Raw genomic sequence first — 24806 nt, 5'->3', positions numbered from 1 at the left:
GCCCAGATCAAAATCATCGCGTCCAGCTCCCAGTCTGGACGCCGTCGAGGGGGAAGGATCCTTCGTGACCGAAACCACTGAGCTGTCTTCAGCTGTTGAACCATCAACTTCTGCTGCCGGATCGTCAACGGCCGCACCCGCCAAGAGCAGTGGCCTCGCCGGCCTCAAGCTCGCCCAGTTGCAGGCTCTGGCCAGCCAGCTGGGGATTTCCGGTGGATCCCGCATGCGTAAGGGGGATCTGGTGACCGCTATTTCCGCCCATCGCGCAGGCACATCAGCCAGCAAGGCACCGGCCAAGGCCCCGGCCAAGGCGGCCGAGAAGGCGACCGAAAACCACGTAGCTCCGGCCGCTGCCGCCCCGGTTGCTGCACCGGTGGCTGCAGCAAGCGAAACTTCGGAGGCACCGGCCGCTGAGGGGACCCGTGCACGTGGCCGTGGACGCAGCCGCCGCGCTGTCAGCGACGGAGTAGTAACGGCACCCGCAGCGGCACCAGCCGCCGAAGCTCCCGCTGCTGCACCCGCTGAGGCTTCGGCGTCGGCGCCCGTTGAGGCCGCGGCTGAAGGCGAACGCCGCCAGCCGCGTACCCGCAACCGCCGCCGCGGCGAAGCCGCCGCCACGTCAACGCAGGCAGAAGCCACTGAGGCTCCGGCCGAGCAGCCCGCCGCTGAACAGCGCCAGGCGGACCGCACCGAAACCCAGCGTGCCGATTCCCAGGCTGCCGAATCAGGCGACGGTCAACGTGCTGACCGTCGTGAGAGCGGCCGCACCCGGGGCGCCCGCGACACCGCAGCCCGTGACACCACGGCTCGCGAAACCCCTGCCCGTGACACCACGTCCCGTGAAACCGCTACCCGCGAGACCACCGATGGCGGCCGCGACAATGCAGGCAGCCGTGACGCAGGCCAGCGTGACGGTGCCCGCCGCGATGACAACCGCGACAACAACCGCGATAACGCTCGCGATGGCGACGACACTGATGGCGGAAGCCGCCGGAACCGCCGCAACCGCCGCGACCGGAATGACCGCAATGACCGCTCCGGCGGCCAGGGTGGCCAGGACAGCCGGGACAACTCCCGTAACGACCGTTTCCGCGACCGCAACGACCGCCGTCGGGGACGCACCCAGGGACCGGACGTCGACGACGTCGAGGTCACCGAGGACGACGTCCTGCTGCCCGTCGCCGGCATCCTGGACGTGTTGGAGAACTACGCTTTCATCCGCACCTCCGGCTACCTGCCGGGCCCGAACGACGTCTACGTCTCCCTGGCCCAGGTCAAGAAGTACAACCTGCGCAAGGGCGATGCCTGTGTTGGTGCCATTCGTGCACCGCGAGAAGGCGAAGACCGCAGCCAGCAGACTGCCCGCCAGAAGTTCAACGCCCTGGTTCGCGTCACGTCGGTCAACGGAAAGACGCCTGAAGAACTCAAGGACCGCGTCGAATTCGCCAAGCTGGTTCCGCTGTACCCGTCCGAGCGCCTGCGCCTCGAGACTGACCCCAAGAAGATCGGCCCCCGCGTCATCGACCTGGTTGCCCCGATCGGCAAGGGCCAGCGCGGCCTGATCGTCTCCCCGCCGAAGGCAGGCAAGACGCTCATCCTGCAGTCCATCGCCAACGCCATCACCATCAACAATCCTGAGGTCCACCTCATGATGGTGCTCGTTGACGAGCGTCCCGAGGAAGTCACGGACATGCAGCGCACAGTCAAGGGTGAGGTCATTGCCTCCACCTTCGACCGTCCCGCGGATGACCACACCACCGTGGCCGAGCTCTCCATCGAACGCGCCAAGCGTCTGGTGGAAATGGGCATGGACGTGGTGGTCCTGCTGGACTCCATGACCCGCCTGGGCCGTGCCTACAACCTGGCAGCACCGGCCTCCGGCCGTATCCTGTCCGGTGGTGTCGACTCCGCTGCGTTGTACCCGCCGAAGCGTTTCTTCGGCGCAGCCCGCAACATCGAAAACGGCGGCTCGCTGACCATCCTGGCAACCGCCCTCGTGGAGACCGGTTCCAAGATGGACGAGGTCATCTTCGAAGAGTTCAAGGGCACCGGCAACATGGAGCTCCGCCTGTCCCGCCAGCTGGCGGACAAGCGCATCTTCCCGGCGGTGGACGTCAACGCGTCCGGTACCCGCCGCGAAGAGAACCTGCTTTCCCCCGAGGAAGTCAAGATCATGTGGAAGCTGCGCCGCGTCCTTTCCGGACTCGAAACGCAGCAGAGCCTTGAGCTGCTGACCAACAAGATCCGGGAGACCGGGAGCAACGTCGAGTTCCTCATGCAGGTCCAGAAGACAACGCTTGGTGCGAAGTCGGATAACGACAAGTAGCTGCGCTCACCGCTCAAAATATGCCGGCCTGATGGCCGGCATATTTTGGGCGGTTCGTCGTTAAGTCCCGTGAAACTAGACTTGTAAGAGTCGAAAGAGGTTTTGAAAATGTTTGAGTCCGTACAGGGCCTGCTTGATGAGCATGATGCTATCCAGGCGCAGCTGGGGGATCCGGCTGTTTATGCTGACCAGCGGCTTGCCCGGAAGTTGGGGCGGCGGTCTGCCCAGCTCAATGGCATCGTGGAGGCATATAACAAGTGGCATGCCCTTGAGGACGACCTCGCCGCTGCGAAGGAAATGGCCTCGGAGGACCCTGAGTTTGCTGCCGAGGTTCCGGTGCTGGAAGCAGCCCTGGAGAAGGCCTCGGCTAACCTCCGCCGCCTGCTCATCCCGCGCGACCCTGACGACGCCCGCAACGTAATCCTCGAGGTCAAGGGCGGTGAAGGTGGCGACGAAGCTGCACTGTTCGCGGGCGACCTCCTGCGGATGTACACCCGGTACGCGGAATCCCGCGGCTGGAAGACTGAACTTATCTCAGCCAACGAATCCGATCTCGGTGGCTACAAGGACGTCCAGATGGCCGTCAAGGGCAACTCGAACGATCCTGCCGAGGGCGTGTACGCGCGGCTCAAGTTCGAAGGCGGCGTCCACCGCGTGCAGCGTGTGCCCGTTACTGAATCGCAGGGCCGCATCCACACTTCTGCCGCCGGTGTCCTGGTCCTCCCCGAGGTCGACGAGCCCGAGGAGCTGGACATTAACCAGAACGACCTCAAGATCGACGTCTACCGCTCGTCGGGTCCTGGTGGCCAGTCCGTGAACACTACGGACTCCGCAGTCCGTATCACGCACCTTCCCACCGGCATCGTGGTGGCCATGCAGAACGAGAAATCACAGCTGCAGAACCGCGAAGCCGGCATGCGCGTGCTCCGCGCCCGCATCCTGGCGCACCAGCAGGAAATCATCGATGCCGAGAACTCGGCCCAGCGTAAGTCCCAGATCCGCACCATGGACCGGTCTGAGCGCATCCGCACGTACAACTACCCGGAAAACCGGATCGCGGACCACCGCACCGGGTACAAGGCATACAACCTGGACCAGGTCATGAACGGTGACCTGGAACCGGTCATCCAGTCCGCCATCGAGATGGACGAACAGGCACGCCTGGACGCCATCGGCGACTAGCCCCGGGTGCCCATGACACTCGGGTCGGAGCAGTCCCTCGCGGCTGCCGTCAGCGAGGCCACGGTCATCCTCCGGGACGCCGGGGTCCCCAGCCCCCGCGTCGACGCAGAACTCCTGGCGGACCACCTGCTCGGTGTGGGGCTCGGCAGGCTTCGGGCGATGATGCTGGGGGACACCCCGGCACCAGTAGGCTATGCCGAACTTGTTGCTGAACGGGCACAGCGGATCCCTTTGCAGCACATCACAGGCGTGGCGCACTTCCGGTATCTGGAGCTTGCGGTGGGGCCCGGGGTTTTTATCCCCCGGCCGGAAACAGAGTCCGTGGTGCAGCTGGTCATAGACCATGTCAAGGGTATGGCGCACCCGCGGATTGTGGACCTCGGCACGGGCTCCGGCGCGATCGCCGGCTCCATCGCCCACGAGGTGCCCGGCGCCGAAGTCCACGCCGTGGAGTACAGCCCGTTCGCGCACGCGTGGGCGGACCGGAACCTCGCGCCACTTGGCGTCACGCTGGTCCTGGGGGACCTACGGGACGCACTGCCTGAACTTAACGGAACCTTCGACGTCGTAATCTCCAACCCGCCCTATATTCCTGCCGAAGCTATCCCGAATGAACCCGAAGTTGCCCTGCACGATCCTCCCGAAGCCCTGTACGGCGGGGGAGCGGACGGAATGGAACTTCCGACGGCGGCGGCCGCCTCGGCTGCCCGGCTGCTGGTTCCCGGCGGCTACTTCGTGATGGAACACGCGGAAGTCCAGGCCGGCTGGATCGCTGGCATGATGCAGCGGACGGGTGCCTGGACGGAGATCACCACGCACCTGGACCTCAACGGCAAGGAACGCGCCACCAGCGCCGTGCTTGCCGGTCCGCACCACGAGTGATGAAAGAATAGGCCAGTGACCACAACCTACAACTGCACGTCAGAGGATCAGCGGGCCCAGGGCCTGGAGCACGCCCAGCGTGCCATCAGCGAAAAGAAGTGTGTGGTGTTCCCCACCGACACGGTCTATGGAATTGCCGCCGACGCCTTCTCTCCGCAGGCCGTCACCATGCTGCTGGCTTCCAAAGGGCGTGGCCGCACCATGCCGCCGCCGGTGCTGATTCCCCGAATTAATGCGCTGGACGGGCTGGCCACGGATGTTTCCGCTGATGCCCGTAAGCTCACCGAAGCGTTTTGGCCGGGAGGGCTGACCCTGATCCTGCACGCCCAGCCGTCACTGGAGTGGGACTTGGGTGAGACTAAGGGAACAGTGGCCCTGCGAATGCCCGCTGACGAAGTGGCCCAGGAACTCCTGTCACTGACCGGTCCGCTGGCTGTGTCCTCCGCCAACCGGACTGGCCAGCCGCCTGCACAGACCGCGGCCGAGGCACGCGCCCAACTCGCGGAGTCCGTGGAGGTCTACCTCGAAGGCGGTTTCCGGCCGCTGGAAGGAACCGACGCTGTGCCCTCCACCATTGTGGATGCCACAGGGCCGTTGCTGCGAGTGGTTCGGAACGGCGCCGTGTCACTGGAGCAACTCCGCGAGCACGTTCCGGGTGTTTTGGGCCTGGGCGAAATTCCGATGGCTGAGCCCGAGGAAGAGCTTGAAGAAGTCGCTCTGCCTGCCGAATCAGGAGTCGAAGAGGCGGCAGTCGAAGAGCCGGCAGTCGCAGAGCCGGCCGTCGAACAGCCGGCCGCGCCGGTTCGGGAGACTGACGGGTGAACCTGGCACGCCAGCGCATCCCCTTCCTCGGCGTGGATGCGACGCCGCTCAAGGTGGACGAATTGCTTGAGGTGCTGGCGGGGTTCGTCGCTGCCGGGACCAAGCGGACCGTCGTCGGACATAACCTGCACAGCGTCACGCTGACACATTCCGACGCCGGCTTCCGTTCCGTATATGAGGACAGCGACGTGGTGCTCCTCGACGGGGCGCCGGTGCTGTGGCTGTGGGGCCGGACGCGCAACGCCGAAGGGCCGGTCATGGAGTACCGGCTGGGTTCCACGGACTGGTTGCCGTTCCTGGGCAAGATTGCCGGCTTGAAGCGGATTGCGGTGGTTGGTGCCGGTGCCGAGGCGAACGCCCTGGCCGTCGAAAAACTCCGGACTATAGTTCCCGGTGCCACGGTTGCGGGCCTGCCCGGCGAAGGCTGGAACGACGACGTCGAAACGGCCGCGGTGGGCTGGCTCGCGGAGCAGCAGCCCCAGCTTGTCCTGCTCGGGTTGGGCATGCCGTTGCAGGAATCAGTACTGCAGCGCCGGCTCGGCACGCTCCCACCGGCCATCTATTGCACGGTGGGCGGCGCGATCGAGCAGCTGGCCGGAATCCAGAAGCTTGCGCCACGATGGCTCGGGAGGCTCGGGCTCGAGTGGGCATGGCGGCTGTTGTTGCATCCCCGCCGTGTCGCGTACCGTGTGTTTGGCGAGCCGTGGGTGCTGCTGTGGCTGCTGGCCCGCCGCCGGCTGCGGCGCGCGTCCTAGAACTTCTGGTCCTCCAGCGGCGCGAAGCCCTTGGCACGCAGGCCCTTCGTGAAGGAACTTGCCCAGGCGAGCAATCCCGGCAGGTCACGGCGCTGCGCAAAATAGCCAAGGTATCCGCCGACGTCGGCCACTAGCGACTTAATCCGGAAATAGCGCCGGATCAGGTACCCGCGGTTGCGGTAGTAGTAATAGCGTTTGAATGCCGAATCCGGCACGATCACATGCCATCGTGCACCAAAAACGTGCTGCGTCTCGGAAATCGCATGTGGGTGGGTAATGGCTGTAGTGGTTACCGTGCCGAACCGGATGCCCGCCTTGCGGAGGCGGATCGTGAAGTCCACCTCGTCGCCGCGGATAAATAGGCGCATGTCCGGCAGGCCCACCTTGAAAAACACGTCGGACCTGATCAGGGCACCGTTAAAGAAGTGTCCGTCGTTGGGCAGGAAGCCTACTTTTTCCAGTACCGCCCGATCGTGGGTGACTTTTCCGTCCAGCCGGAAGAAGAAGGACAGCCGGTCGGGATGACCCGGCGCAACCACCAGCGGGACCACGGCTTCAAGGTCGCGTGCCTCAGCCTCACGCAGCAGCGTGGCGAGGCATTCGGGATCTGCCGGCTCGGCGTCGTCGTCCATCATCCAGACCCACTTGGCGCCGCTGGCCACGGCCTTCAGTGCGGCGAGGGCAAAACCGCCTGCCCCGCCGAGGTTCGCCTCGGAACGGACGTAATCGACATTTGCATGCCGGACGGCAACGTCGCGTGCCGGGTCCGTGCCGCTGTCGACAAGACAGATCGTGTCCACGGCCGCGGACTGCGCATTAATGGCCTCCAGCAGGACGGAGAGCTCTTTATGACGGTTAAAAGTCACGGCGGCAACTGCAACCCGGACGGTCATGGGGATTCCTTTCAGCATGGCCTTCAGGGGATTCCCCGCTCGCAATGCGCCAGTGTGGCGCGAAGCCATGGAGCCGTTGGCGCTAGTATCTTGACTAGAGTCCACTGTAATACAGCCCTGTAAGGCACTGCGTACAAGAAAAACCGCACTGCCTGCTGCGCGCCCGGCGACGGAGAAGTTTCATTTATCGAAAGTCAGATTCCCCGCCAGTGAGCCCATCGATCGAGGACCACCTGTTCGGGCTGCTGTCCATGCCCGCGCGCACCTGCAGGGTTGCGCCGCACACCGACGAAACGGCCGCTATCGCATGATTATGTACCTGCTTATGGGGCTGACGGCTGCCATTGTGTCCTACGGAGCCACCTGGGGTGCCCGGGTCATTGGGCACCGGCTTGAACTCCATGCCCCCATCCGCAGCCGTGACATGCATACGACGCCGGTGTCCCGGCTCGGCGGTGTGGCTATCTTTCTTGGCATACTGGTGGCGCTTATCGTGGCCAGCCAGTCCTTTTTCGTCAAGGACATCTACCGGAACAATTTCTCACCATGGGGCGTATTGGCGGGCGCGGCGCTGATTGTGCTCGTGGGGATCGCAGACGATCTGCTGGACATCCGGTGGTGGGTGAAACTCATCGGCCAGAGCGCCGCAGCCATGGTGGTGGCCATCTGGGGGGTCCGGATGACCATCGTCCCTTGGGTTCCGGAGCCGATCTACCTGGAGAACGAACTGCTACGGGTGGTCCTGACGGCCGGGCTCATCGTCACCACCATGAACGCCTTCAACTTTATTGACGGCCTCGACGGGCTGGCCGCCGGCGTGGCAATCATCGGCGGAACCGCCTTCTTCTTCACGGCGTACTGGGTGCACCGGAACGCCGTCCTGCTGGACTACTCGGACCTGGCCACCCTCCTCACCGCCGTCGTCGTTGGCAGTTGCATCGGATTCCTGCCGCACAACTGGTTCCCGTCCAAGATTTTTATGGGGGATTCCGGTGCCATGCTGATCGGCCTGCTGATGGCGGCCGCCGGTATCGTCTCCACCGGTCAGATCGGCTCAGGGCTTTACGACCGCGCCAACGGTATCTCCACCGTAATACCGATTCTGTTGCCCTTCGCCGTGCTGTTCCTGCCACTGCTTGACCTCGGCCTTGCTGTTGTCCGCCGGACGGCGCGGGGCCGCTCACCCTGGTCCGCAGACCGCGGCCACCTCCACCACAAGCTGTTGGATATCGGCTACTCGCACCGGATGGCTGTGATCCTGATGTACCTCTGGACCGCCATCCTGTCCTTCGGGGGTTTGGCTTTTGCCGTCTTCCCCTGGCAAGTTGTGCTGGCTGCCGACATTTTTGCCACGCTCGTCATGGGCCTGATTACTGCCTGGCCGTACCTGCGCCGCAACAGCGACCAGTCGACTGCGTAACAGCGTTCGGAATTATTTCTATCTCGTGTAGAATTTGAGGGCAGCCTAAGCTGCCCTCCAAACCAGCCCCAGGGCACCGACGATTGGGATCTTATGACCTCCAACGCCGAATCCGGACGTGCGTCCGGCAGCGGATCCGTTGGTGTTTCCGGTCCCACTCGGTCCCTGTGGCTTAGCCTCCTCGCATATAGTTCAGCTGCCGGAGCAGGCGCACTGATCCTGGCCGGTATCCCGGCGGCGATCCTCAACGGCCCCAGCGGCGTCCTGTCCAGTACTCTGGGCGGCCTTCTGGTGATGGTCTTCTTCGCCATCAGTCTTCTGGTGGGCCACTTCATGGGGCGCAACAACCCCTCCGGTGCCATTGGAATGTTCGTGGCCACCTACTTTGTCAAGGTAGTGGGTTTTGCGGTTGTCCTGTTTGTGATCGGAGCCCCTGCCTGGCTTCACGGGCGATGGTTCCTGATCGGTGCCGTTGCCGCTGTTGTCTTCTGGCAGGCAGCCGAAATCTATGGCTTCAGCAAAGCGCGCCTGCAGATCTACAACGACCCCGAGCCCAAGGAGCCGAACGATGTCTGATCGGAAACGACCAGCAAAAAACGGTTCCTCCGTGCCCAAGAACGCTGCCCCAACGCCGGGGGTGTCGGCCGAAAACAATGACGGCGGATACAACGCCGGAATGGCCGTCTTTAGCTACATTATTGGCGGAATCCTCGTCTGGAGTTTGATAGGGTGGGGTCTGGATTATCTGTGGGGAACCCGCTGGATCGTGCTCGCAGGCGCTCTGCTTGGAGCACTCGGGGGTTTCTATCTTTCCCACATGCATGGCCTTACCAGCTCCAGAACCACGGCCGGTAAGAGCAGCGCAGACAGCGGCCCGTCCGCGGACGGAAACACAAATGCCAAATAATTTCACAGGGGGAGCTGCGGAGCACAAATCCGCGGATCCTCGACCAACGCCCAATGATGGACACTGCAGAGAGGAAACGCGTTGATCGCGCTTGCGCTCCCGGCCCAAGATTCAGGAGAGTTCAATCCTCCTGGAATTGAAGAAATGCACCTGCCGGCAATCCTGCCGTGGGGGGTGGCTGACGGATTCTCCAAGCAGATGCTGCTCGTAATCCTGTCGGTCGTCATTATCGCCACATTCTTTCTGCTAGCTGCGCGGAAGCAGCAGCTTGTTCCCGGCAAGCTCCAGTTCGCTGGTGAAATGGCCTATGGCTTTGTGCGTAACAGCATCGCCAAGGACATTATCGGCGGCAAAGACTTTATGAAGTATGTGCCGCTGTTGTTCAGCCTCTTCTTCTTTATCCTCGTAAACAACATTTACGGCGCCATTCCCGTGATTCAGCTCCCGAGCTTCTCGCACGTCGGCGGCGCCTATGTCCTCGCGGGCATTGTTTATGTCACCTGGATTGCCATCGGCATCAAGAAGAACGGCCTGAAGTACTTCAAGCTGGCCACCGTACCCTCCGGCGTACCGTTCTATATTCTCCCGCTCATCATCCCCATCGAGATCATCTCGAACTTCCTGGTCCGGCCGGTCACGCACAGCCTGCGACTGTTTGCCACCATGCTGGCCGGTCACCTGATCGTCATGATCGCCGGTTCGGGCATTGAGTTCCTGATCATGCAGGAGAGCGTCCTGCTCAAGGGAGCTTCGGTACTCGTCCTGGTGGGCGCCATTGCCATGTACATGCTGGAAGCGCTGATCATGGCGCTCCAGGCCTACGTCTTCACGCTGCTGACTGCCATCTACATTGAAGGCGCCCTGCACGCGGACAGCCACTAGGCATCCACAAACTTCCCCTTACGGGGATGAAGCAACCCAAACAACCTGCCACATGGGTGGCATCTTGAAAGGAAGAAAAATGGAAGGCTCCATCAACGGCTCCCTCAACCTCATCGGCTACGGCCTCTCCGCTATCGGCGGTGGTATCGGTGTGGGTCTCGTGTTCGCTGCTTACATCAACGGTGTGGCACGTCAGCCGGAAGCCCAGCGCGTCCTGCAGCCGATCGCATTCCTTGGCCTCGCGCTGACTGAAGCCCTCGCCATCCTCGGCCTGGTCTTCGCTTTCGTTCTCAAGTAAACCTTTAGAACCTAGCGAGCATCCAGAACCGAGTAGAAAAGGACGGGTGAATTATGAACCAGGTGATCATCTCAGCCGCCACAGAGGGCGAGACTAACCCACTGGTACCCAACGTCTGGGAAATGGGCGTTGTCCTCGCCGGCTTTGCTGTCCTCATGTTCATCGTGGTCAAGTTCGTTGTCCCGATGTTCGAGAAGACGTTTGCAGAGCGCGCAGAGGCGATCGAAGGCGGCATTGCCAAGGCTGAAAAGGCCCAGGCAGAAGCATCAGCCGCCCTCGAACAGTACAAGGAGCAGCTCACGGAGGCCCGCGCGGAAGCCAACCGCATCCGCGAGGAAGCCCGTGCAGAAGGCGCCCAGATCCTTGCAGATCTGAAGGAAAAGGCCGCCTCTGAGTCTGCCCGCATCACGGCCCAGGCACACGTGCAGATCGAATCGGAGCGCCAGGCCGCAGTTGTGTCCCTGCGCTCCGAGGTAGGCACGCTGGCCACCACGCTGGCAGGCCGCATCGTTGGCGAAGCGCTCAACGATGACGAGCGTTCCGCCCGTGTGGTTGACCGCTTCCTGGCAGATCTGGAGAACCAGAACGCAGGTGCAGCTAAGTAATGTCAGGTGTATCGAGCGAATCGCTGACCACGGCGCTGACCCAACTGGAAGCAAAACTTCCGTTGGCCTCGCTGCAGTTGGCTAAGGAACTCTTCGGAATCCTGGGAACGGTGGACAGCTCGGCTGGCTTGCGCCGCGCCCTGACTGACCCGTCCCGCACCGGTGACGAAAAGTCGGCGCTGGTCAAGCAGCTTGTTAGCGGAAAAGTCTCCGCTGAGGCTGCGGACATCGCGGGCGGACTGGCCAGTTCACGCTGGGCATCGGCCCGAGATATCGGCGATGCACTCGAGACGCTTGCCGCAACGGTGGTCATTGCCGTTGCTGAAAACAAGTCGGCCGTTTCTGCCTCCGGAATCTCTGGGCTGGAAGAGCTGGAGAACGATTTGTTCTCCTTCAACCAGGCCGTTGCCTCCAACCATGAGGTACAACGTGCTCTGTCGGAGCCGCAGGCCAGTTCTGCAGCGAAGACCGGGTTGGCGAGGAAGCTGAATCCCGGCGCAGGCGAGGAAGCAAACGTCCTCATTGCGCAGGCAGTTTCCCAGCCCCGCGGCATCAAGCCGACCAGGCTCGTAGCCCGGTTCGCCGAGCTGGCAGCCAAACGGCAGCAGCGCTGGATTGCAACGGTCAGCGTCACCCGTCCTTTGACGGAAACGCAGTTTGCCCGCCTCCAGTCAGGGCTTAATTCCCTGTACGGTCGCGAGCTCAAGATCAACATCACCGTTGATCCTGAACTGATCGGTGGAATCCGCGTCCAGGTGGGTGACGAAGTGCTTGACGCTTCGGTTATCACCCGGCTGGGACAGCTTCACCGCCAACTGGCCGGTTAGCCGGACAAGCACAACTTAACGAAACGAAACCCCGGTCATCGTGAGCAACGATGATCACGAAAACAGGAGAGCAGGGACTGCAGATGGCCGAATTGACCATCAACGCCGACGACGTCCGTAATGCGTTGAACGAGTTCGCGGCGTCCTACGAACCCGGAAACGCAGAGCGCGTAGAGGTTGGCCGTGTAACAACCGCAGGTGACGGCATCGCCCGTGTTGAGGGCCTTCCCTCGGTCATGGCGAACGAGCTGCTTCGCTTTGAAGACGGCACCCTGGGCCTTGCCCAGAACCTTGACGTCCGCGAGATCGGTGTCATCGTACTCGGTGACTTCACCGGAATCGAAGAGGGCCAGGAAGTCCACCGTACGGGTCAGGTTCTGTCCGTACCGGTAGGCGACGCCTTCCTCGGCCGTGTGGTTGACCCCCTGGGCCAGCCCATCGACGACCTCGGCGAGATCAAGGCCGAAACCACCCGTGCACTGGAACTCCAGGCGCCCGGCGTGACCCAGCGCAAGTCGGTCCACGAGCCGATGCAGACCGGTCTGAAGGCTATCGACGCCATGATCCCGATCGGCCGCGGCCAGCGTCAGCTGATCATCGGTGACCGCCAGACCGGCAAGTCGGCTATCGCTATCGACACCATCATTAACCAGAAGGCCAACTGGGCTTCCGGCGATGTGACCAAGCAGGTGCGTTGCATCTACGTGGCAATCGGTCAGAAGGCATCCACCATTGCGGCTGTCCGTCAGACCCTCGAGGACAACGGCGCACTGGAATACACCACCATTGTGGCTTCTCCCGCGTCTGACCCCGCAGGCTTCAAGTACCTGGCACCGTACGCCGGTTCGGCCATCGGCCAGCACTGGATGTACGGCGGCAAGCACGTCCTCATCGTGTTTGATGACCTCTCCAAGCAGGCTGAGGCCTACCGTGCAGTGTCACTGTTGCTGCGCCGCCCGCCGGGACGCGAAGCCTACCCGGGCGACGTCTTCTACTTGCACTCCCGTCTGCTGGAGCGTTGTGCCAAGCTCTCCGACGAGCTCGGTGCCGGCTCGATGACCGGCCTGCCGCTCATCGAAACCAAGGCAAACGACGTCTCTGCCTACATCCCGACCAACGTGATCTCCATTACCGATGGCCAGATCTTCCTGCAGTCGGACCTCTTCAACGCCAACCAGCGTCCGGCCGTCGACGTGGGTGTTTCTGTGTCCCGCGTTGGTGGTGCTGCGCAGGTCAAGTCCATGAAGAAGGTTTCCGGTACTTTGAAGCTGGAATTGGCCCAGTACCGCGACATGCAGGCTTTCGCCATGTTCGCATCGGACCTCGATGCCGCATCGCGCCAGCAGCTGACCCGCGGCGCCCGCCTGATGGAACTGCTCAAGCAGGGCCAGTACTCACCGTTCCCGATCGAGAACCAGGTTGTGTCCATCTGGGCAGGTACCAACGGCCACCTCGACGAGGTTCCCGTTGAGGACATCAACCGCTTTGAGACCGAGTTCCTGGAGCACCTCAAGCACAAGTCCTCCATCCTGACCACGCTGGCGCAGACCAACGTTATGGACGATGACACCGCTGAAGCACTGAAGACCGCGATTGTGAGCTTCAAAAAGGGCTTCTTCGGTGAAGGTGACAACCGCCTGGTAGGCGCCGGCCACGAGGAGCACGAAGCTATCTCGGAAGCCGATGTAGACCAGGAAAAGATCGTCAAGCAGAAGCGCTAGTTTCGCTGGCAGGGACTGCCGGAACCCTGAGGTTCCGGCAGTCCCGGCCATCGGGATCTTAGGAAAGGAAAAGTATGGGAGCCCAGATTCGGGTCTACCGCCAGAAGATCAGCTCGACCACGTCGATGCGCAAGATCTTCAAGGCGATGGAACTGATCGCTACCTCGCGCATTGGCAAGGCCCGCGCACGCGTAGCGGCTTCACTGCCTTACGCAAACGCGATTACGCGTGCCGTTTCTGCTGTCGCAAGCCAGAGCGAAATCGACCACCCGTTGGTCACCGAGCCGGCGCAAATCCGCCGGGCAGCCGTCCTGGTCATCAGTGCGGACCGCGGCCTTGCAGGATCCTACTCGGCGACTGTGCTTAAGCAGGCGGTTGGTCTCACAGAGCTGCTCCACGAGGAGGGCAAAGAAGTCAAGACGTACGTAATGGGCCGCAAGGCACAGGCGTACTTCGACTTCCGTAACCTTTCTTACGAGCGCGTGTGGACCGGCAACACCGATGCGCCGGAGTTTGGAACTGCACGTGAGGTTGGCGCGGCATTGCTCGAAGCCTTCGCTGCAGACTACGAAGAGGGCGGTGTCGATGAGATCCATGTCGTGTACACCCGCTTCAAGTCCATGGTGACGCAGGAGCCGACGGTTATCCGTTTGCTGCCGCTTGAGGTTGTCGAAGAGCAGGCCGCGTCCGAATCGGACCTCCTGCCGCTCTACGAATTCGAGCCGGAAGCCGAGCAGGTTCTTGATGCCCTGCTCCCGCGCTACATCGAGTCACGCATTTTCGCCGCCATGTTGCAGGCAGCAGCTTCCGAGCTCGCAGCCCGCCAGCGGGCGATGAAGTCCGCCGGTGACAATGCCACGGACCTCATCAAGAAGTACACGCGTCTGCGCAACACTGCCCGTCAGGCTGAAATTACGCAGGAGCTTTCCGAAATTGTTGCCGGTGCCGACGCCTTGAACGCGTCCTAGCCTGCACGGTCCGGTCCAGCTGTACCTGCACCAAAGAACAAACTTAAATTCCACGCCATCTACTGAGTGAAGTGAGAGAGATGACTGCCACTGCTACCGAACACGTAGCCGCGACGACCGGTGCTACCGGCCGTATTGCACGTGTTATTGGCCCGGTTGTCGACGTCGAATTCCCGGCTGACGCAATCCCCTCGATTTACAACGCCCTCACCACGGAGATTACCCTCAACGGTGAGACCAAGACCATCACGTTCGAGGTTGCCCTCCACTTGGGCGACAACCTCATCCGCGCCATCTCCCTGCAGGCTACCGACGGACTCGTCCGCGGCACCAACGTAGTGGACAGCGGCTCTCCGATCACCGTGCCCGTGGGCGACGGCGTCAAGGGCCACATCTTCAACGTCCTCGGCCAGCCGCTGGACGTTGCTGAGTCGGAACTGAACATCAGCGAACGCTGGCCGATCCACCGCAAGGCTCCGGCCTTCGCAACGCTCGAAGGCTCCACGGAGATGCTGGAAACCGGCATCAAGGTCATCGACCTTCTCACCCCGTACATCAAGGGTGGAAAGATCGGCCTGTTCGGCGGCGCCGGCGTGGGCAAGACGGTTCTGATCCAGGAAATGATCACCCGTGTGGCCCGCAACTTCGGTGGTACCTCGGTATTCGCCGGTGTTGGCGAGCGTACCCGTGAAGGTAACGACCTCTGGGTTGAAATGGAAGAGGCCGGCGTCCTCAAGGACACCGCCCTTGTATTCGGCCAGATGGATGAGCCGCCGGGAACGCGTCTGCGTGTTGCGCTGTCCGCTCTGACCATGGCGGAGTACTTCCGCGATGTGCAGAACCAGGACGTGCTGCTCTTCATTGACAACATCTTCCGCTTTACCCAGGCAGGCTCCGAGGTTTCCACCCTCCTCGGCCGCATGCCGTCGGCCGTGGGCTACCAGCCCAACCTGGCTGATGAGATGGGTCTCCTCCAGGAGCGCATCACGTCCACCAAGGGCCACTCGATCACCTCGATGCAGGCCATCTACGTTCCCGCAGATGACTACACCGACCCGGCCCCGGCCACGACCTTCGCGCACCTCGACGCAACCACGGAACTTTCCCGTGAAATTGCTTCCCGTGGTCTGTACCCGGCCGTTGACCCGCTGACGTCGACGTCCCGCATCCTGGACCCGCAGTACATCGGTCAGGACCACTACAACACGGCTGTCCGTGTGAAGCAGATCCTGCAGAAGAACAAGGAACTCCAGGACATCATCGCCATCCTTGGTGTTGACGAGCTGTCGGAAGAGGACAAGATCGTCGTGTCGCGTGCACGCCGTATCCAGCAGTTCCTCTCCCAGAACACCTACACCGCCAAGCAGTTCACCGGCGTCGAGGGCTCCACCGTGACCATCAAGGACACGGTTGAAGGCTTCACCGCTATCTGCGACGGCGAACTTGACCACGTTGCAGAGCAGGCGTTCTTCAACGTCGGCGGCCTGGACGACGTTGAGCGCCAGTGGGCCAAGATCCAGGAACAGACCAAGTAATATGGCTGAGCTTGAGGTTGAGATTGTCGCAGCGGATCACTTCGTGTGGTCCGGAGCGGCCAAGATGGTCAAGGCCCGCACCAGCGATGGTGAGATCGGAATCCTGCCCGGCCACGCGCCCCTGCTGGCGATCCTGGCCGAAGGTGAACTGGCCATTGAGCCGGTTTCCGGGAACCGCATTGCCGTGGTTGTTGACGGCGGATTCTTCTCCGTCGACAACAACCGCGTGGTGATTGTTGCTGACAACGCCCAACTGGGTGACGCGGCTACTGCTGGGATCCGCTAGCACGACCTTGATGGACGCTCCGACTCTTACGTTCATCGCCTTGGCAATCGTTTTTGGATTGCTGGTTTTGGCACTGTGCCTTTCGGGGGTGCGCCGCTTTAATTTGCGGCGCGCCCTTGGCACCGTGGACGCCTCCATTTGCATTGCTGAAAACAGCTGGCAGATGGGGGTTTGTCGTTATCAGGACAACGACCTTGAATGGTTCCGCTTGCTTTCCCTGAGCGTGCGGCCCAAACATGAGTTCAAACGCAGCTCCCTGGAGCTGCTGGGCCGCCGCAAGCCCACCGAGGCCGAGGCCGTGAAGGTCCAGCCCGACGTCGTGATTGTCGAGTTGCGGTACGAAGGCCAGGATCTGCGGCTGGCCATGAAATTCGATGCCTACACGGGACTGTCATCCTGGCTGGAAGCCGGGCCGGTCATCGGCGTGGGTACCTGGCGCTAGCCACGTGGACTGGATCGCTGATATCCGGTTGACCGACGGACCGGTGTACTGGGCCGCCTGGGTACTTGGTGCCACCGCCGCACTTTCCCTGGTCTGGCGTCCGCGCGCCCTTGGCTGCCGCCGTTGGTTCCTCAGTGTTGCCACAGCAGTGGCCGCCGCGGCCGTAATGGTGCTCCTGGTCCACTGGGTCCTCATCTATTGGGCCTCAACCTTCCCCGAAGAACTGCCGTTCGACGTCCTGGCGTGGGTGTTTCCCGCTGTGGCCGCACTTCTGCTCGTGTTGCTCCGGCTCCGTGCGGCGTCGTGGCGCCGCCGTGCGCTGGATGTGCTTGCCCTCCTCGCAGTGGTGCTGCTGGCTGCGGTGCAGATCAACGCTTATTTCGGCCTCAACCGGACAGTCGCGGACCTGACGGGAACGGCGCTGAGCCGCATACCGGCCCTGGAACAGGAGCTGATGCGCCAGCCGAACAGCCCGGAAACGTCCCTGGACGGATGGAAACCCGCCAATGAGCTCCCTGCCCACGGCGTTCTCCGTTCCGCATCCATTCCAGGAACCGCCTCGGGCCTCCAGACCCGCGACGCCTACATTTACCTTCCGCCGGCCTATTTTGCTTCGAACCGTCCCAGCTTTCCGGTACTGGTTCTGGTGCCCGGCCAGCCCGGCGGCCCCGCCGACTGGCTGACCGGCGGGTCGCTTCCGGCACGGATGGACAATTTCTCCGCCCGGCACGGGGGAGTGGCACCAGTCGTTGTGGTGGTTGATCCCAACGGCAACCAGTCAGCGAACAATCTCTGCATGGACAGCGCCATCGCCAAGGCAGATACCTACCTCTCCGTGGACGTTCCCGCTTGGATCTCAGGAAAGTTGGACGTGGACGCTGATCACCGGCAATGGGCCATCGGCGGTTTCAGTTTTGGTGCCACCTGTGCAGTTCAGCTGGCCACCCGACACCCGGAGCTGTACACGGGTGTTCTCGCCTTTTCCAGCGAGAGCGAGCCCGCGCTCGCCAAGGAACGCCAGAAGACGGTCGACGCTGCCTTCCACGGCGACACCGACGCCTTTGATGCCCAGGTACCGCTGACGCTGTTGAAGGAGCGCAAGTATCCTGGCAGCGTGGCGTATTTCGCGGCCGGGGCCACCGATCCGGAGTTCGTGGCAAATCTGCGGACCCTGGAGGCGGCGGCCAGCGGAGCGGGTTTCACCGTGGGCTCGGACGTGGTGGCCCACACCGGCCATTCGTGGGACGTGCTGACTCCCGGCATGGACAATGGGCTTGAGCTGCTGGCAGCACACTGGGGGTGGGCGACATGAGGGAAGCTGGCGAATCCCGTGCGCCGGGACTGCTCTGGTCAACCGTCCTGCTTCCGGCTGGCCGAAGAATGGGGGGTTACCTGCGCTCGGTGCCGCTGACGCTCAGCATCCTCGGCATTTTCCTGTTGGTTGGGGCGGTAACCAGCAGCTTCCTCAGCGGACCGCCGGAGGAGCTACTTTCCGTCGCAGGTGTCAGCGCCCCCGGTCTGAAGGCCGGCAACTGGTGGGCCTTGGTGACGTCACTGTTCTTTGCCACGAACCCGCTGGCCTATCTGGTGGCGTCCCTGATGATCCTGCTGCTGCTGGGCCTGGCCGAGAGGAACCTGGGGCCGCTTCAGGCTGCAGCGTTTTTCCTCGGAGGCCAGTTTGCTGGTGTTACAGTCTTCCTGCTTCTGACCCAGTTGGCGCGGTATGCGGGAGACGGCTGGCTGGGGCTGATGGCGGACTACAGCCTGATCGGTCCCTACGCCGCTGTCCTTGCGGCTTCGCTGGCAGCGAGCGGCAGGATTCCTGTCCTGTGGCGGCGCCGGCTGCGGACGGCGGTGCTCTCGGTGTCGCTGCTGCTGGTTCTGTATGTGGGGCATGCCGAGACGGTAATCGGCCTGGTAGGTGCATTGGTGGGTCTCGTAGCCAGCTGGTGGAACCAGGGCGACCACGGCCAGCTTCACCCGCCCCGTTCAAGCGGCAGGGAAACCAGGAACCTGCTTGCCCTGACGGTGGCCGTGTTCGCCGTGGGACCTATTCTTACAGCCGTTGCCCGGACGCCCACCGGTCCACTGGCGCTGCTCCGGGACGTGTTGCTGAACCCCATGCCCACACTGGGTCAGCTCGAAGCAAACTGCGGAGCAACAGTGGAGGCATCCTGCCTGGAGGTGGGGCGGACGGGCTTCGCCGGACCCTTTGGCCTCGCCCTGGCAGTGGTCCCGGTGGTTCTGCTCCTCATCTGTGCTGACGGAATGCGCCGGGGCCGCCGCATGGCGCTGCGCATCACGTTGGCCCTTCAGGTGGCGGTCACGGCGATGGCCGCCGTCTACCTGGCCCTGTTCGCGCTGATCCCGCACTATCCCGCGCGGCCGTATACTGCCGCCATGGGTTCGGGTTTTGCCCACATCCTTCCCTTGGTGATCGTCCCCTTGCTGCTGGCCGTCCTGCTTTGGGCTAACCGCCGCCAGTTCCGCGTCGAGACCATTCCAGCCGCCCGCCGTCGGCTCTTGGCGGTGGTAGGTGGCGTCTGGCTCCTCCTGTCGGGGAGCTACGCCGTGGCCTGGATTGGCGCTGGGGGGATGACACGCGACGGCGGCCTACTGGGTTTGCTGGCTGAACTGTCCAGGCAGTATCTGCCGGTTCCGCTGCCGAATCTCTACCGCCGGGTTTTTGCTGAACGGGACGGCCTCGAGTCCCTGATTTTTGGCTATGCAGGACCGGTCTTCTGGCTCGTTGCGCTGGCCGGCGTCTGGTCCGTGCTCCTGGGCCGCCACCACGGCAGCGATTCAGGCCACGACGACAGGACCGCGGCGCGGAAGCTGTTGCACGAGGGTGGAGATTCACTGTCGTGGATGGCGCTCTGGGAGCCCAACCGGTATTGGTTCAGCCCGGAGGGCCGCGGTGCGGTCGCCTACCAGCTGCACGGCAGTGTAGCCCTGACGCTGGCGGGCCCCTTCGGTGCGGCGGACGCCCGTCAGCAGACCGCCGAAGGGTTTCTTTCCTATTGCGGCAACCGCGCGCTTATCCCGGCCTTCTACTCGTGCGATGACACGCTGTGGCCCCTACTGCAGGACCGGGGCTTCCAACGAGTGTCCGTGGCGCAGGAGACCAGGCTGTCCGTCAAGCACCTCGAATTCACCGGCAAGGAATGGCAGAACGTCAGGACTGCCCGCAACCGCGCCGCAAAGATGGGCGTCAAAGCCGTCTGGGGCACCTACCACGGGCTTCCGTCCGCCCTGCGGGCCCGCCTCAGCGAAGTGTCGGAGGAATGGGCGGCAGGAAAAACGGTTCCGGAAATGGGGTTCACGCTCGGCGGCATGGACGAACTGATGGACGACGAAGTGCTGTGCTGCCTGGCCGTGGACGGCGACGGCCACGTGCACGGGCTAACGAGCTGGTTGCCCGTTTACGACGGCGGGACGCTGGTGAGCCGCACGCTGGACGTCATGCGCCGGGGTGCCGACGGATTTCCCGGGGTGATGGAGTTCCTCATTGCTTCGGCGGTCCTGGAGTTGCGCGAATCCGTCGAAGTGATCTCGCTCTCCGGGTCCCCGCTCGCCAGCCGGCCCGGCGACGAAACGCCGGGGGAGCCGCTGCAGGCAGAGAATCTTGTCCGGATCCTCAATGTGGTGGGCCACGCCCTCGAACCGGTCTACGGATTCCGGTCCCTGGCGGCTTTCAAATCACGCTTCCAACCCGAGTACCGGGCGCTTTACCTGTATTACCAGGATCCATTGCAGCTGCCGGCGATCGGGCGGGCGCTCACGCGGGCCTATTTGCCCGGCCTCTCGCTGCAGCAGGGGGCGCGGCTGGTTCGGGGCCTGGTGGGCCAGGGAAGCTAATCGCCATGGGAGGCGGCGCAAAACACTTGTGACTGGAGCAGTCATGGTCGACACAGACGCTGGGGACACAGAAAAGATCCCCGGCAGGAATGCCGGGGATCTTTTCTTTCCCTGGAGACCGCGCAGACGTCGGCCGCCGGGCGGGGGACTAGACCAGCGTTACGCCGGTAGCCTGGGGGCCCTTGGCGCCCTGACCGATTTCGAACTGAACGCGCTGGTTCTCGTCGAGGGTCTTGAAGCCACCGGTCTGGATTTCCGAGTAGTGAACGAAGACATCGCCATCGGAGTCATCCGGGGTGATGAAGCCGAAGCCCTTTTCAGCGTTGAACCACTTGACGGTTCCCTGTGCCATTTATTTCTCCTCATTATGGAACTTGTCTAAGTCCGGCACACCTCGTGCCGGACTCGGTCACTCCGCGAGAAGAATCCTTCAATGCCGTTCCTGGGAACATGCGCTGCAGGAGCTTCGCGCTCGCAACATGTCTTGCGAGCATGAAAAACACCTACACAAAGACTGATCTAAGAATTTCACGCCGATTCCGTCAGGTCAACGCCTCTGACCGGTCAATACGGCAAATTTTGGGCATAAAAGCGGACGAATCCCCTTGTCAGGGGCCGAAGGCCGTAACTCGTGCGGATACCCGGCGTCAGAAGAGCGGTTTGCTGGACTCAGAAAAGCCGGGAGTCGCTGTCGTCTACACCGCGCATGGCGTCGTAGTCGAGCGTGATGCAGTCGATGCCGCGGTCGTTTGCCAGCACCTTGGCCTGCGGCTTGATCTGCTGGGCAGCGAAGATGCCGCGGACCGGGGCCAGCAGCGGGTCGCGGTTCAGGAGTTCAAGGTAGCGGGTGAGCTGCTCCACGCCGTCAATGTCGCCCCGCCGCTTCAGCTCAATGGCCACGGTGGCCCCGCTGGAGTCGCGGGCCAGGATGTCCACGGGGCCGATTGCGGTGAAGTATTCCCGGCGAATAAGTGAAAAGCCAGAGCCCAGGGTCTCAATCTGATCGGCGAGCAGGCGCTGGAGGTCAGCTTCGACGCCATCCTTGATCAGGCCGGGATCCACCCCGAGGTCGTGGGAGGACTCGTGCAGCTGCTCGTGGATGTTGATGATTAGGCGGTCATCGGTCTTGGCCGACTGGACGGTCCACTGTTCAGTGACGCCCAGCTCCAGGTCAATGTCCTCCGGCGAGGACACCCGGAGGGTGGCGGGCGGGCTCATCCAGTTCAGCGGCTTATACGAGCCGCCGTCGGAATGAACCAGCACCGAGCCGTCTGCCTTGACCAGCAGGAGCCTGGTGGCAAGGGGGAGATGGGCTTTAAGCCGGCCAACATAATCAACTGAACATCGGGCTATCACAAGTCGCACGCCGTACACACTACCGGGGCTGGGGCAGAATGGAGGCATGCCGCGTTCCAACCGCCCCCGCCGACCAGCCTCCGGTAGGCCGGGTGTAGTTGCCGGAAAGCCGGCCGGTAAGAAGGGCAACAGCCCCGTTCCCGAGCTGGATTTGGAGCGGGCACGGGCTGGAATCGCGCGGCGGGAAAGCGCGCCCGACGGCGAGTGGATGGTCAGGACCATGACCGCCAGGAATGCGGAAAAGACCTATATTTGCCCGGGTTGCTCCACCGCGGTTGTCCCCGGCATCGCCCATCTGGTGGTGTGGAAGGACGATCATATCTTCGGTGCGGCCGCAGGCCTGGCTGAACGCCGGCACTGGCACACAAACTGCTGGCTGTCCCGGACCTACCGTTACCGCTGACTGGCACTGGCCCGGGCGAACGGCGCTCAGGAGAAGCCCCGCTACGAGTCGCAACACCGCACGTTGCGGTCCACGGGAGTCGCTAAGCTGGCAGGCATGACTTTTGATCCGGCGTCGTACGAATTCAGCCAGCCAACAGGGCCCACCCCCATCCGCGCGTCAACAGTGTTGCCTGCCCGGCGTGAGAACATCGAGCTCCGCACCGAGGATGGCCACATTCTGGTGGGGGAACTGGCGCTGCCGGAGTCCGGCCCGATTACGGCGACGCTGATCACACTTCATCCGCTGCCGACGCACGGCGGTTTTATGGACTCGCACGTGTACCGCAAGGCGTCCTACCGGCTTCCTGCCCTCGCCGGCGTGGCCGTGCTTCGCTTCAACACCCGCGGGACTGCGTCGCCGCGGGGAACCAGTGCCGGGTCCTTCGAAGAGGGGATCGGCGAGCGGCAGGACGTTGAGGCGGCGGTGCGTTACGCCGTCGAACGCCAACTGCCCAACCGCTGGCTGGTGGGCTGGTCCTTCGGCACCGAGTTGGCGCTGATGTACGGGGCGGTTGAGCCGGTGGCCAGCCAGATCGAAGGTGCCGTGCTGCTGTCGCCGCCGCTGCATCGCGCATCGGACGCCCACCTGCGCCGTTGGGCGGAATCCGCCAAGCCGCTTACTGTCCTCGTGCCGGAGCATGACGACTACCTCCAGCCCACGGCCGCCGCTGAACGCTTCAGCCTGGTGCCGCAGGCCCGGGTGGTGGGCGTCGACGGCGCCAAGCACCTTTGGGTGGGGGAGAAGTACGCTTCCCGGGTGCTCAACGAAATTGTGGATGAGGTAACGGAGGTAGGCTCCGGACCCGAAGGTCTGCCGCAGGTGTGGAACGGCCCGGTGGCCAGCGCGGCCGCCTAGTTCCTGGCCGCTGGTGGTGGAGAGTTAGTGCTTGTCCTGGCGGACGATGTAGATCTCCTTGACCAGCAGCAGGATGGCCGCCGCTGTGGGGATGGCGATCAGCGCCCCCAGGACTCCCAGCAGGCTACCGCCGGCAATCACGGAGATCACGGCGACGGCGCCCGGCACGGCCACGGCTTTCTGCATGATGCGCGGCGAGATGAAGTAGGCCTCGAACTGGAGGTAGGCGAAGTAGCAGATGCCGTAGATGGCGGCGGTCTGCCAGCCCTCCGTCAGCGATACCAGCAGGACCACAACGCCGGCGATCATGCCGCCCACCAGGGGGATAAAGGCCAGCAGGGCCACCACGAAGGCCAGCAAGAGGGCGAATGGGACACCCACAATGGACATCACGATGAACGCGAACGTGGCATTGAGCAAAGCCACGCAGGCCTGCCCGATCACGTAGTTGCCGACCGACCGGGTGATTTCCTCGGAGAGGGCCTCCACCCTGGCCCGGCGGGACCGCGGAGCGAGCCGGTAGCCCCACTTCTTCATGGCTGGAAGGGCTGCGAGGAAATAGAGGCTCAGGACCAGGACAATCAACGTGCCGAAGAGGCCGTTGGCCAGCGTGGAGCCGAAGCCCACCACCCCGCCGAAGATTCCGCCCATGGCCTCGGGATTGTTGACGAACTTGTCGAGTTCCTCGCTGATGCGGTCGCGCACACCAAACTGGTCATCCACGTTGCGGAAGAATTCAGAGTCGATGAAGTCCCGTACCCAGGTGGGTGCCTGCTCCACGATTTCGGTGACCTGTTCCACGATGGTGGGGATGAGGGTGGCGAAGAACCCTCCCACAGCCATCACCAGGACCAGGACGGCCAGGAGAATGCCGGCCGGGCGGGGAATCCGGCGGGACTCCAGCCAGCCCACCACAGGTTCCAGGCCCAGGGCTATGAACAGGGCAGCCACAATCCACAGCAGCAGCTGCGTGGTGTTGGAGCCGATCCAGTAGACCAGCAGGGCAAGCCCCACGCCCACAGTGCCCATGAAGCCCATATAAAGGGGATGTTGCATCGACATCCGCGGACCCGGACGGCCGAACTGCTCGGGCCTACCACTCGTTCCGTCAGTCTCGTCGGCTTCGGTAGCGGCAGGTTCTTCCGTGTGGTTGTATTCCGGCGGGAACTCAAACCGGAGCCTGGGCTGGGCGCCCGGCAGCGGCTGGCGCAGGCGCCGCACAAGCTGGCCAAGGGCCGCAGCTGCTGACCCTCGTCGCGTCGCCGTCGCAGGCATGTCCGGCGAGGATTCCACAGCGCCAGCGGCCGGTTGATTTTCGTGTCCCGTGGAGGACTCTTCCGTCTTGTCAGTCACTGGTTTATGGGGCCTGTTCCGTGCGTGGCGCCGCCTTTGCGGGCCGGTGTGATGATCATCGCAAACACTATCAGCAGCCTTGCCAACTGGAGCGAGGGCGCCCGTCGGGCCTGCCCGGGCGCCGTTGTTTCCGGACTCTGCCGGCGCCCAAACGGGGGTTCTGGTAACAAAACGGTTACTATTGAAAG

25 protein-coding genes are annotated in these 24806 nt (G+C 63.1%); 21 read left to right on the top strand and 4 right to left on the bottom strand.

Annotation, left to right across the window (positions count from 1 at the left end; all coding sequences use genetic code 11):
- The first annotated feature begins 64 nt into the window (after positions 1-64).
- From rho to ACZY1F_RS14675, 5 genes are all read left to right on the top strand, one after another.
- Entirely contained in the window at positions 65-2326 is a 2262-nt protein-coding gene (gene rho, locus ACZY1F_RS14695) for a transcription termination factor Rho (RefSeq protein WP_463942526.1), read from the top strand.
- A 108-nt stretch (positions 2327-2434) separates the two neighbouring features.
- Positions 2435-3508, top strand: coding sequence for a peptide chain release factor 1 (prfA, locus tag ACZY1F_RS14690; protein WP_463942524.1), 1074 nt, complete (start codon positions 2435-2437; stop codon positions 3506-3508).
- A 12-nt stretch (positions 3509-3520) separates the two neighbouring features.
- On the top strand, positions 3521-4390 hold the full coding sequence (gene prmC, locus ACZY1F_RS14685) for a peptide chain release factor N(5)-glutamine methyltransferase (RefSeq protein ID WP_463942522.1): 870 nt from the start codon (positions 3521-3523) through the stop codon (positions 4388-4390).
- A 15-nt stretch (positions 4391-4405) separates the two neighbouring features.
- Positions 4406-5212: an L-threonylcarbamoyladenylate synthase gene (locus ACZY1F_RS14680; protein WP_463942521.1), complete on the top strand. Its 807-nt coding sequence runs from the start codon at positions 4406-4408 to the stop codon at positions 5210-5212.
- Positions 5209-5967 carry a WecB/TagA/CpsF family glycosyltransferase gene (locus ACZY1F_RS14675; RefSeq protein WP_463942519.1) on the top strand — a complete coding sequence of 253 codons (759 nt, stop codon included), beginning with the start codon at positions 5209-5211 and terminating at the stop codon, positions 5965-5967. The genes ACZY1F_RS14680 and ACZY1F_RS14675 overlap by 4 nt, the downstream gene beginning before the upstream one ends.
- Here the strand turns inward: ACZY1F_RS14675 and ACZY1F_RS14670 are convergent.
- Entirely contained in the window at positions 5964-6860 is an 897-nt protein-coding gene (locus ACZY1F_RS14670) for a glycosyltransferase (RefSeq protein ID WP_463942517.1), read from the bottom strand. The two genes, ACZY1F_RS14675 and ACZY1F_RS14670, sit on opposite strands and share 4 nt — an antisense overlap.
- A 307-nt stretch (positions 6861-7167) precedes the next feature.
- On the opposite strand from ACZY1F_RS14670, the gene ACZY1F_RS14665 reads away from it, so the two are divergent.
- From ACZY1F_RS14665 to ACZY1F_RS14600, 14 genes are all read left to right on the top strand, one after another.
- Positions 7168-8280, top strand: a complete 1113-nt coding sequence (locus ACZY1F_RS14665; RefSeq protein WP_463942515.1) for an MraY family glycosyltransferase — start codon at positions 7168-7170, stop codon at positions 8278-8280.
- A gap of 93 nt (positions 8281-8373) precedes the next feature.
- Complete coding sequence (locus tag ACZY1F_RS14660) at positions 8374-8856, top strand: Cg1360 family ATP-synthase-associated protein (RefSeq protein WP_463942513.1); 483 nt, start codon at positions 8374-8376, stop codon at positions 8854-8856.
- Positions 8849-9187, top strand: a complete 339-nt coding sequence (locus ACZY1F_RS14655; RefSeq protein WP_463942511.1) for a hypothetical protein — start codon at positions 8849-8851, stop codon at positions 9185-9187. Before ACZY1F_RS14660 ends, ACZY1F_RS14655 begins: the two co-directional genes overlap by 8 nt.
- An 81-nt stretch (positions 9188-9268) precedes the next feature.
- A complete protein-coding gene (gene atpB, locus ACZY1F_RS14650) occupies positions 9269-10069 on the top strand; it encodes a F0F1 ATP synthase subunit A (protein ID WP_463942509.1) in 801 nt (266 codons plus the stop codon).
- Between the two features lie 79 nt (positions 10070-10148).
- Positions 10149-10367 (top strand): ATP synthase F0 subunit C, encoded by a 219-nt coding sequence (gene atpE, locus ACZY1F_RS14645; RefSeq protein WP_003804776.1) that lies wholly within the window; start codon positions 10149-10151, stop codon positions 10365-10367.
- Between the two features lie 53 nt (positions 10368-10420).
- The gene (locus ACZY1F_RS14640) at positions 10421-10972 is read left to right on the top strand and encodes a F0F1 ATP synthase subunit B (protein WP_463942508.1); all 552 of its coding nucleotides are present in this window, start codon (positions 10421-10423) and stop codon (positions 10970-10972) included.
- On the top strand, positions 10972-11799 hold the full coding sequence (locus ACZY1F_RS14635; RefSeq protein WP_463942506.1) for a F0F1 ATP synthase subunit delta: 828 nt from the start codon (positions 10972-10974) through the stop codon (positions 11797-11799). The genes ACZY1F_RS14640 and ACZY1F_RS14635 overlap by 1 nt, the downstream gene beginning before the upstream one ends.
- Positions 11800-11882: 83 nt before the next feature.
- Positions 11883-13520 carry a F0F1 ATP synthase subunit alpha gene (gene atpA / locus ACZY1F_RS14630; protein WP_463859097.1) on the top strand — a complete coding sequence of 546 codons (1638 nt, stop codon included), beginning with the start codon at positions 11883-11885 and terminating at the stop codon, positions 13518-13520.
- Between the two features lie 74 nt (positions 13521-13594).
- Entirely contained in the window at positions 13595-14488 is an 894-nt protein-coding gene (locus tag ACZY1F_RS14625; RefSeq protein ID WP_463915062.1) for a F0F1 ATP synthase subunit gamma, read from the top strand.
- Positions 14489-14568: 80 nt separating this feature from the next.
- Positions 14569-16023, top strand: a complete 1455-nt coding sequence (atpD, locus tag ACZY1F_RS14620; RefSeq protein WP_463942504.1) for a F0F1 ATP synthase subunit beta — start codon at positions 14569-14571, stop codon at positions 16021-16023.
- A gap of 1 nt (position 16024) precedes the next feature.
- Positions 16025-16309: a F0F1 ATP synthase subunit epsilon gene (locus tag ACZY1F_RS14615; RefSeq protein ID WP_463942503.1), complete on the top strand. Its 285-nt coding sequence runs from the start codon at positions 16025-16027 to the stop codon at positions 16307-16309.
- Between the two features lie 10 nt (positions 16310-16319).
- Positions 16320-16751, top strand: coding sequence for a DUF2550 domain-containing protein (locus ACZY1F_RS14610; protein ID WP_463942502.1), 432 nt, complete (start codon positions 16320-16322; stop codon positions 16749-16751).
- A 4-nt stretch (positions 16752-16755) separates the two neighbouring features.
- Positions 16756-18063 (top strand): alpha/beta hydrolase, encoded by a 1308-nt coding sequence (locus ACZY1F_RS14605; protein WP_463942500.1) that lies wholly within the window; start codon positions 16756-16758, stop codon positions 18061-18063.
- Positions 18060-20609 (top strand): bifunctional lysylphosphatidylglycerol flippase/synthetase MprF, encoded by a 2550-nt coding sequence (locus tag ACZY1F_RS14600; RefSeq protein ID WP_463942499.1) that lies wholly within the window; start codon positions 18060-18062, stop codon positions 20607-20609. Before ACZY1F_RS14605 ends, ACZY1F_RS14600 begins: the two co-directional genes overlap by 4 nt.
- A 148-nt stretch (positions 20610-20757) precedes the next feature.
- On the opposite strand, the gene ACZY1F_RS14595 is transcribed toward ACZY1F_RS14600, so the two are convergent.
- Both ACZY1F_RS14595 and nucS read right to left on the bottom strand, forming a co-directional pair.
- Positions 20758-20961, bottom strand: coding sequence for a cold-shock protein (locus ACZY1F_RS14595; protein WP_011692441.1), 204 nt, complete (start codon positions 20959-20961; stop codon positions 20758-20760).
- Positions 20962-21278: 317 nt separating this feature from the next.
- Complete coding sequence (gene nucS / locus ACZY1F_RS14590) at positions 21279-21974, bottom strand: endonuclease NucS (protein WP_463942497.1); 696 nt, start codon at positions 21972-21974, stop codon at positions 21279-21281.
- Positions 21975-22011: 37 nt separating this feature from the next.
- On the opposite strand from nucS, the gene ACZY1F_RS14585 reads away from it, so the two are divergent.
- Positions 22012-22368: an Rv1322 family protein gene (locus tag ACZY1F_RS14585; RefSeq protein WP_463942495.1), complete on the top strand. Its 357-nt coding sequence runs from the start codon at positions 22012-22014 to the stop codon at positions 22366-22368.
- Positions 22369-22464: 96 nt separating this feature from the next.
- Positions 22465-23265, top strand: coding sequence for an alpha/beta hydrolase (locus ACZY1F_RS14580; protein WP_463942494.1), 801 nt, complete (start codon positions 22465-22467; stop codon positions 23263-23265).
- A 24-nt stretch (positions 23266-23289) separates the two neighbouring features.
- On the opposite strand, the gene ACZY1F_RS14575 is transcribed toward ACZY1F_RS14580, so the two are convergent.
- Positions 23290-24618, bottom strand: coding sequence for an AI-2E family transporter (locus ACZY1F_RS14575; RefSeq protein WP_463942492.1), 1329 nt, complete (start codon positions 24616-24618; stop codon positions 23290-23292).
- Positions 24619-24806 lie beyond the last annotated feature (188 nt).

It is taken from the genome of Pseudarthrobacter xylosi, assembly GCF_055412765.1.
This window is presented reverse-complemented; position numbering and strand designations above follow the sequence as displayed.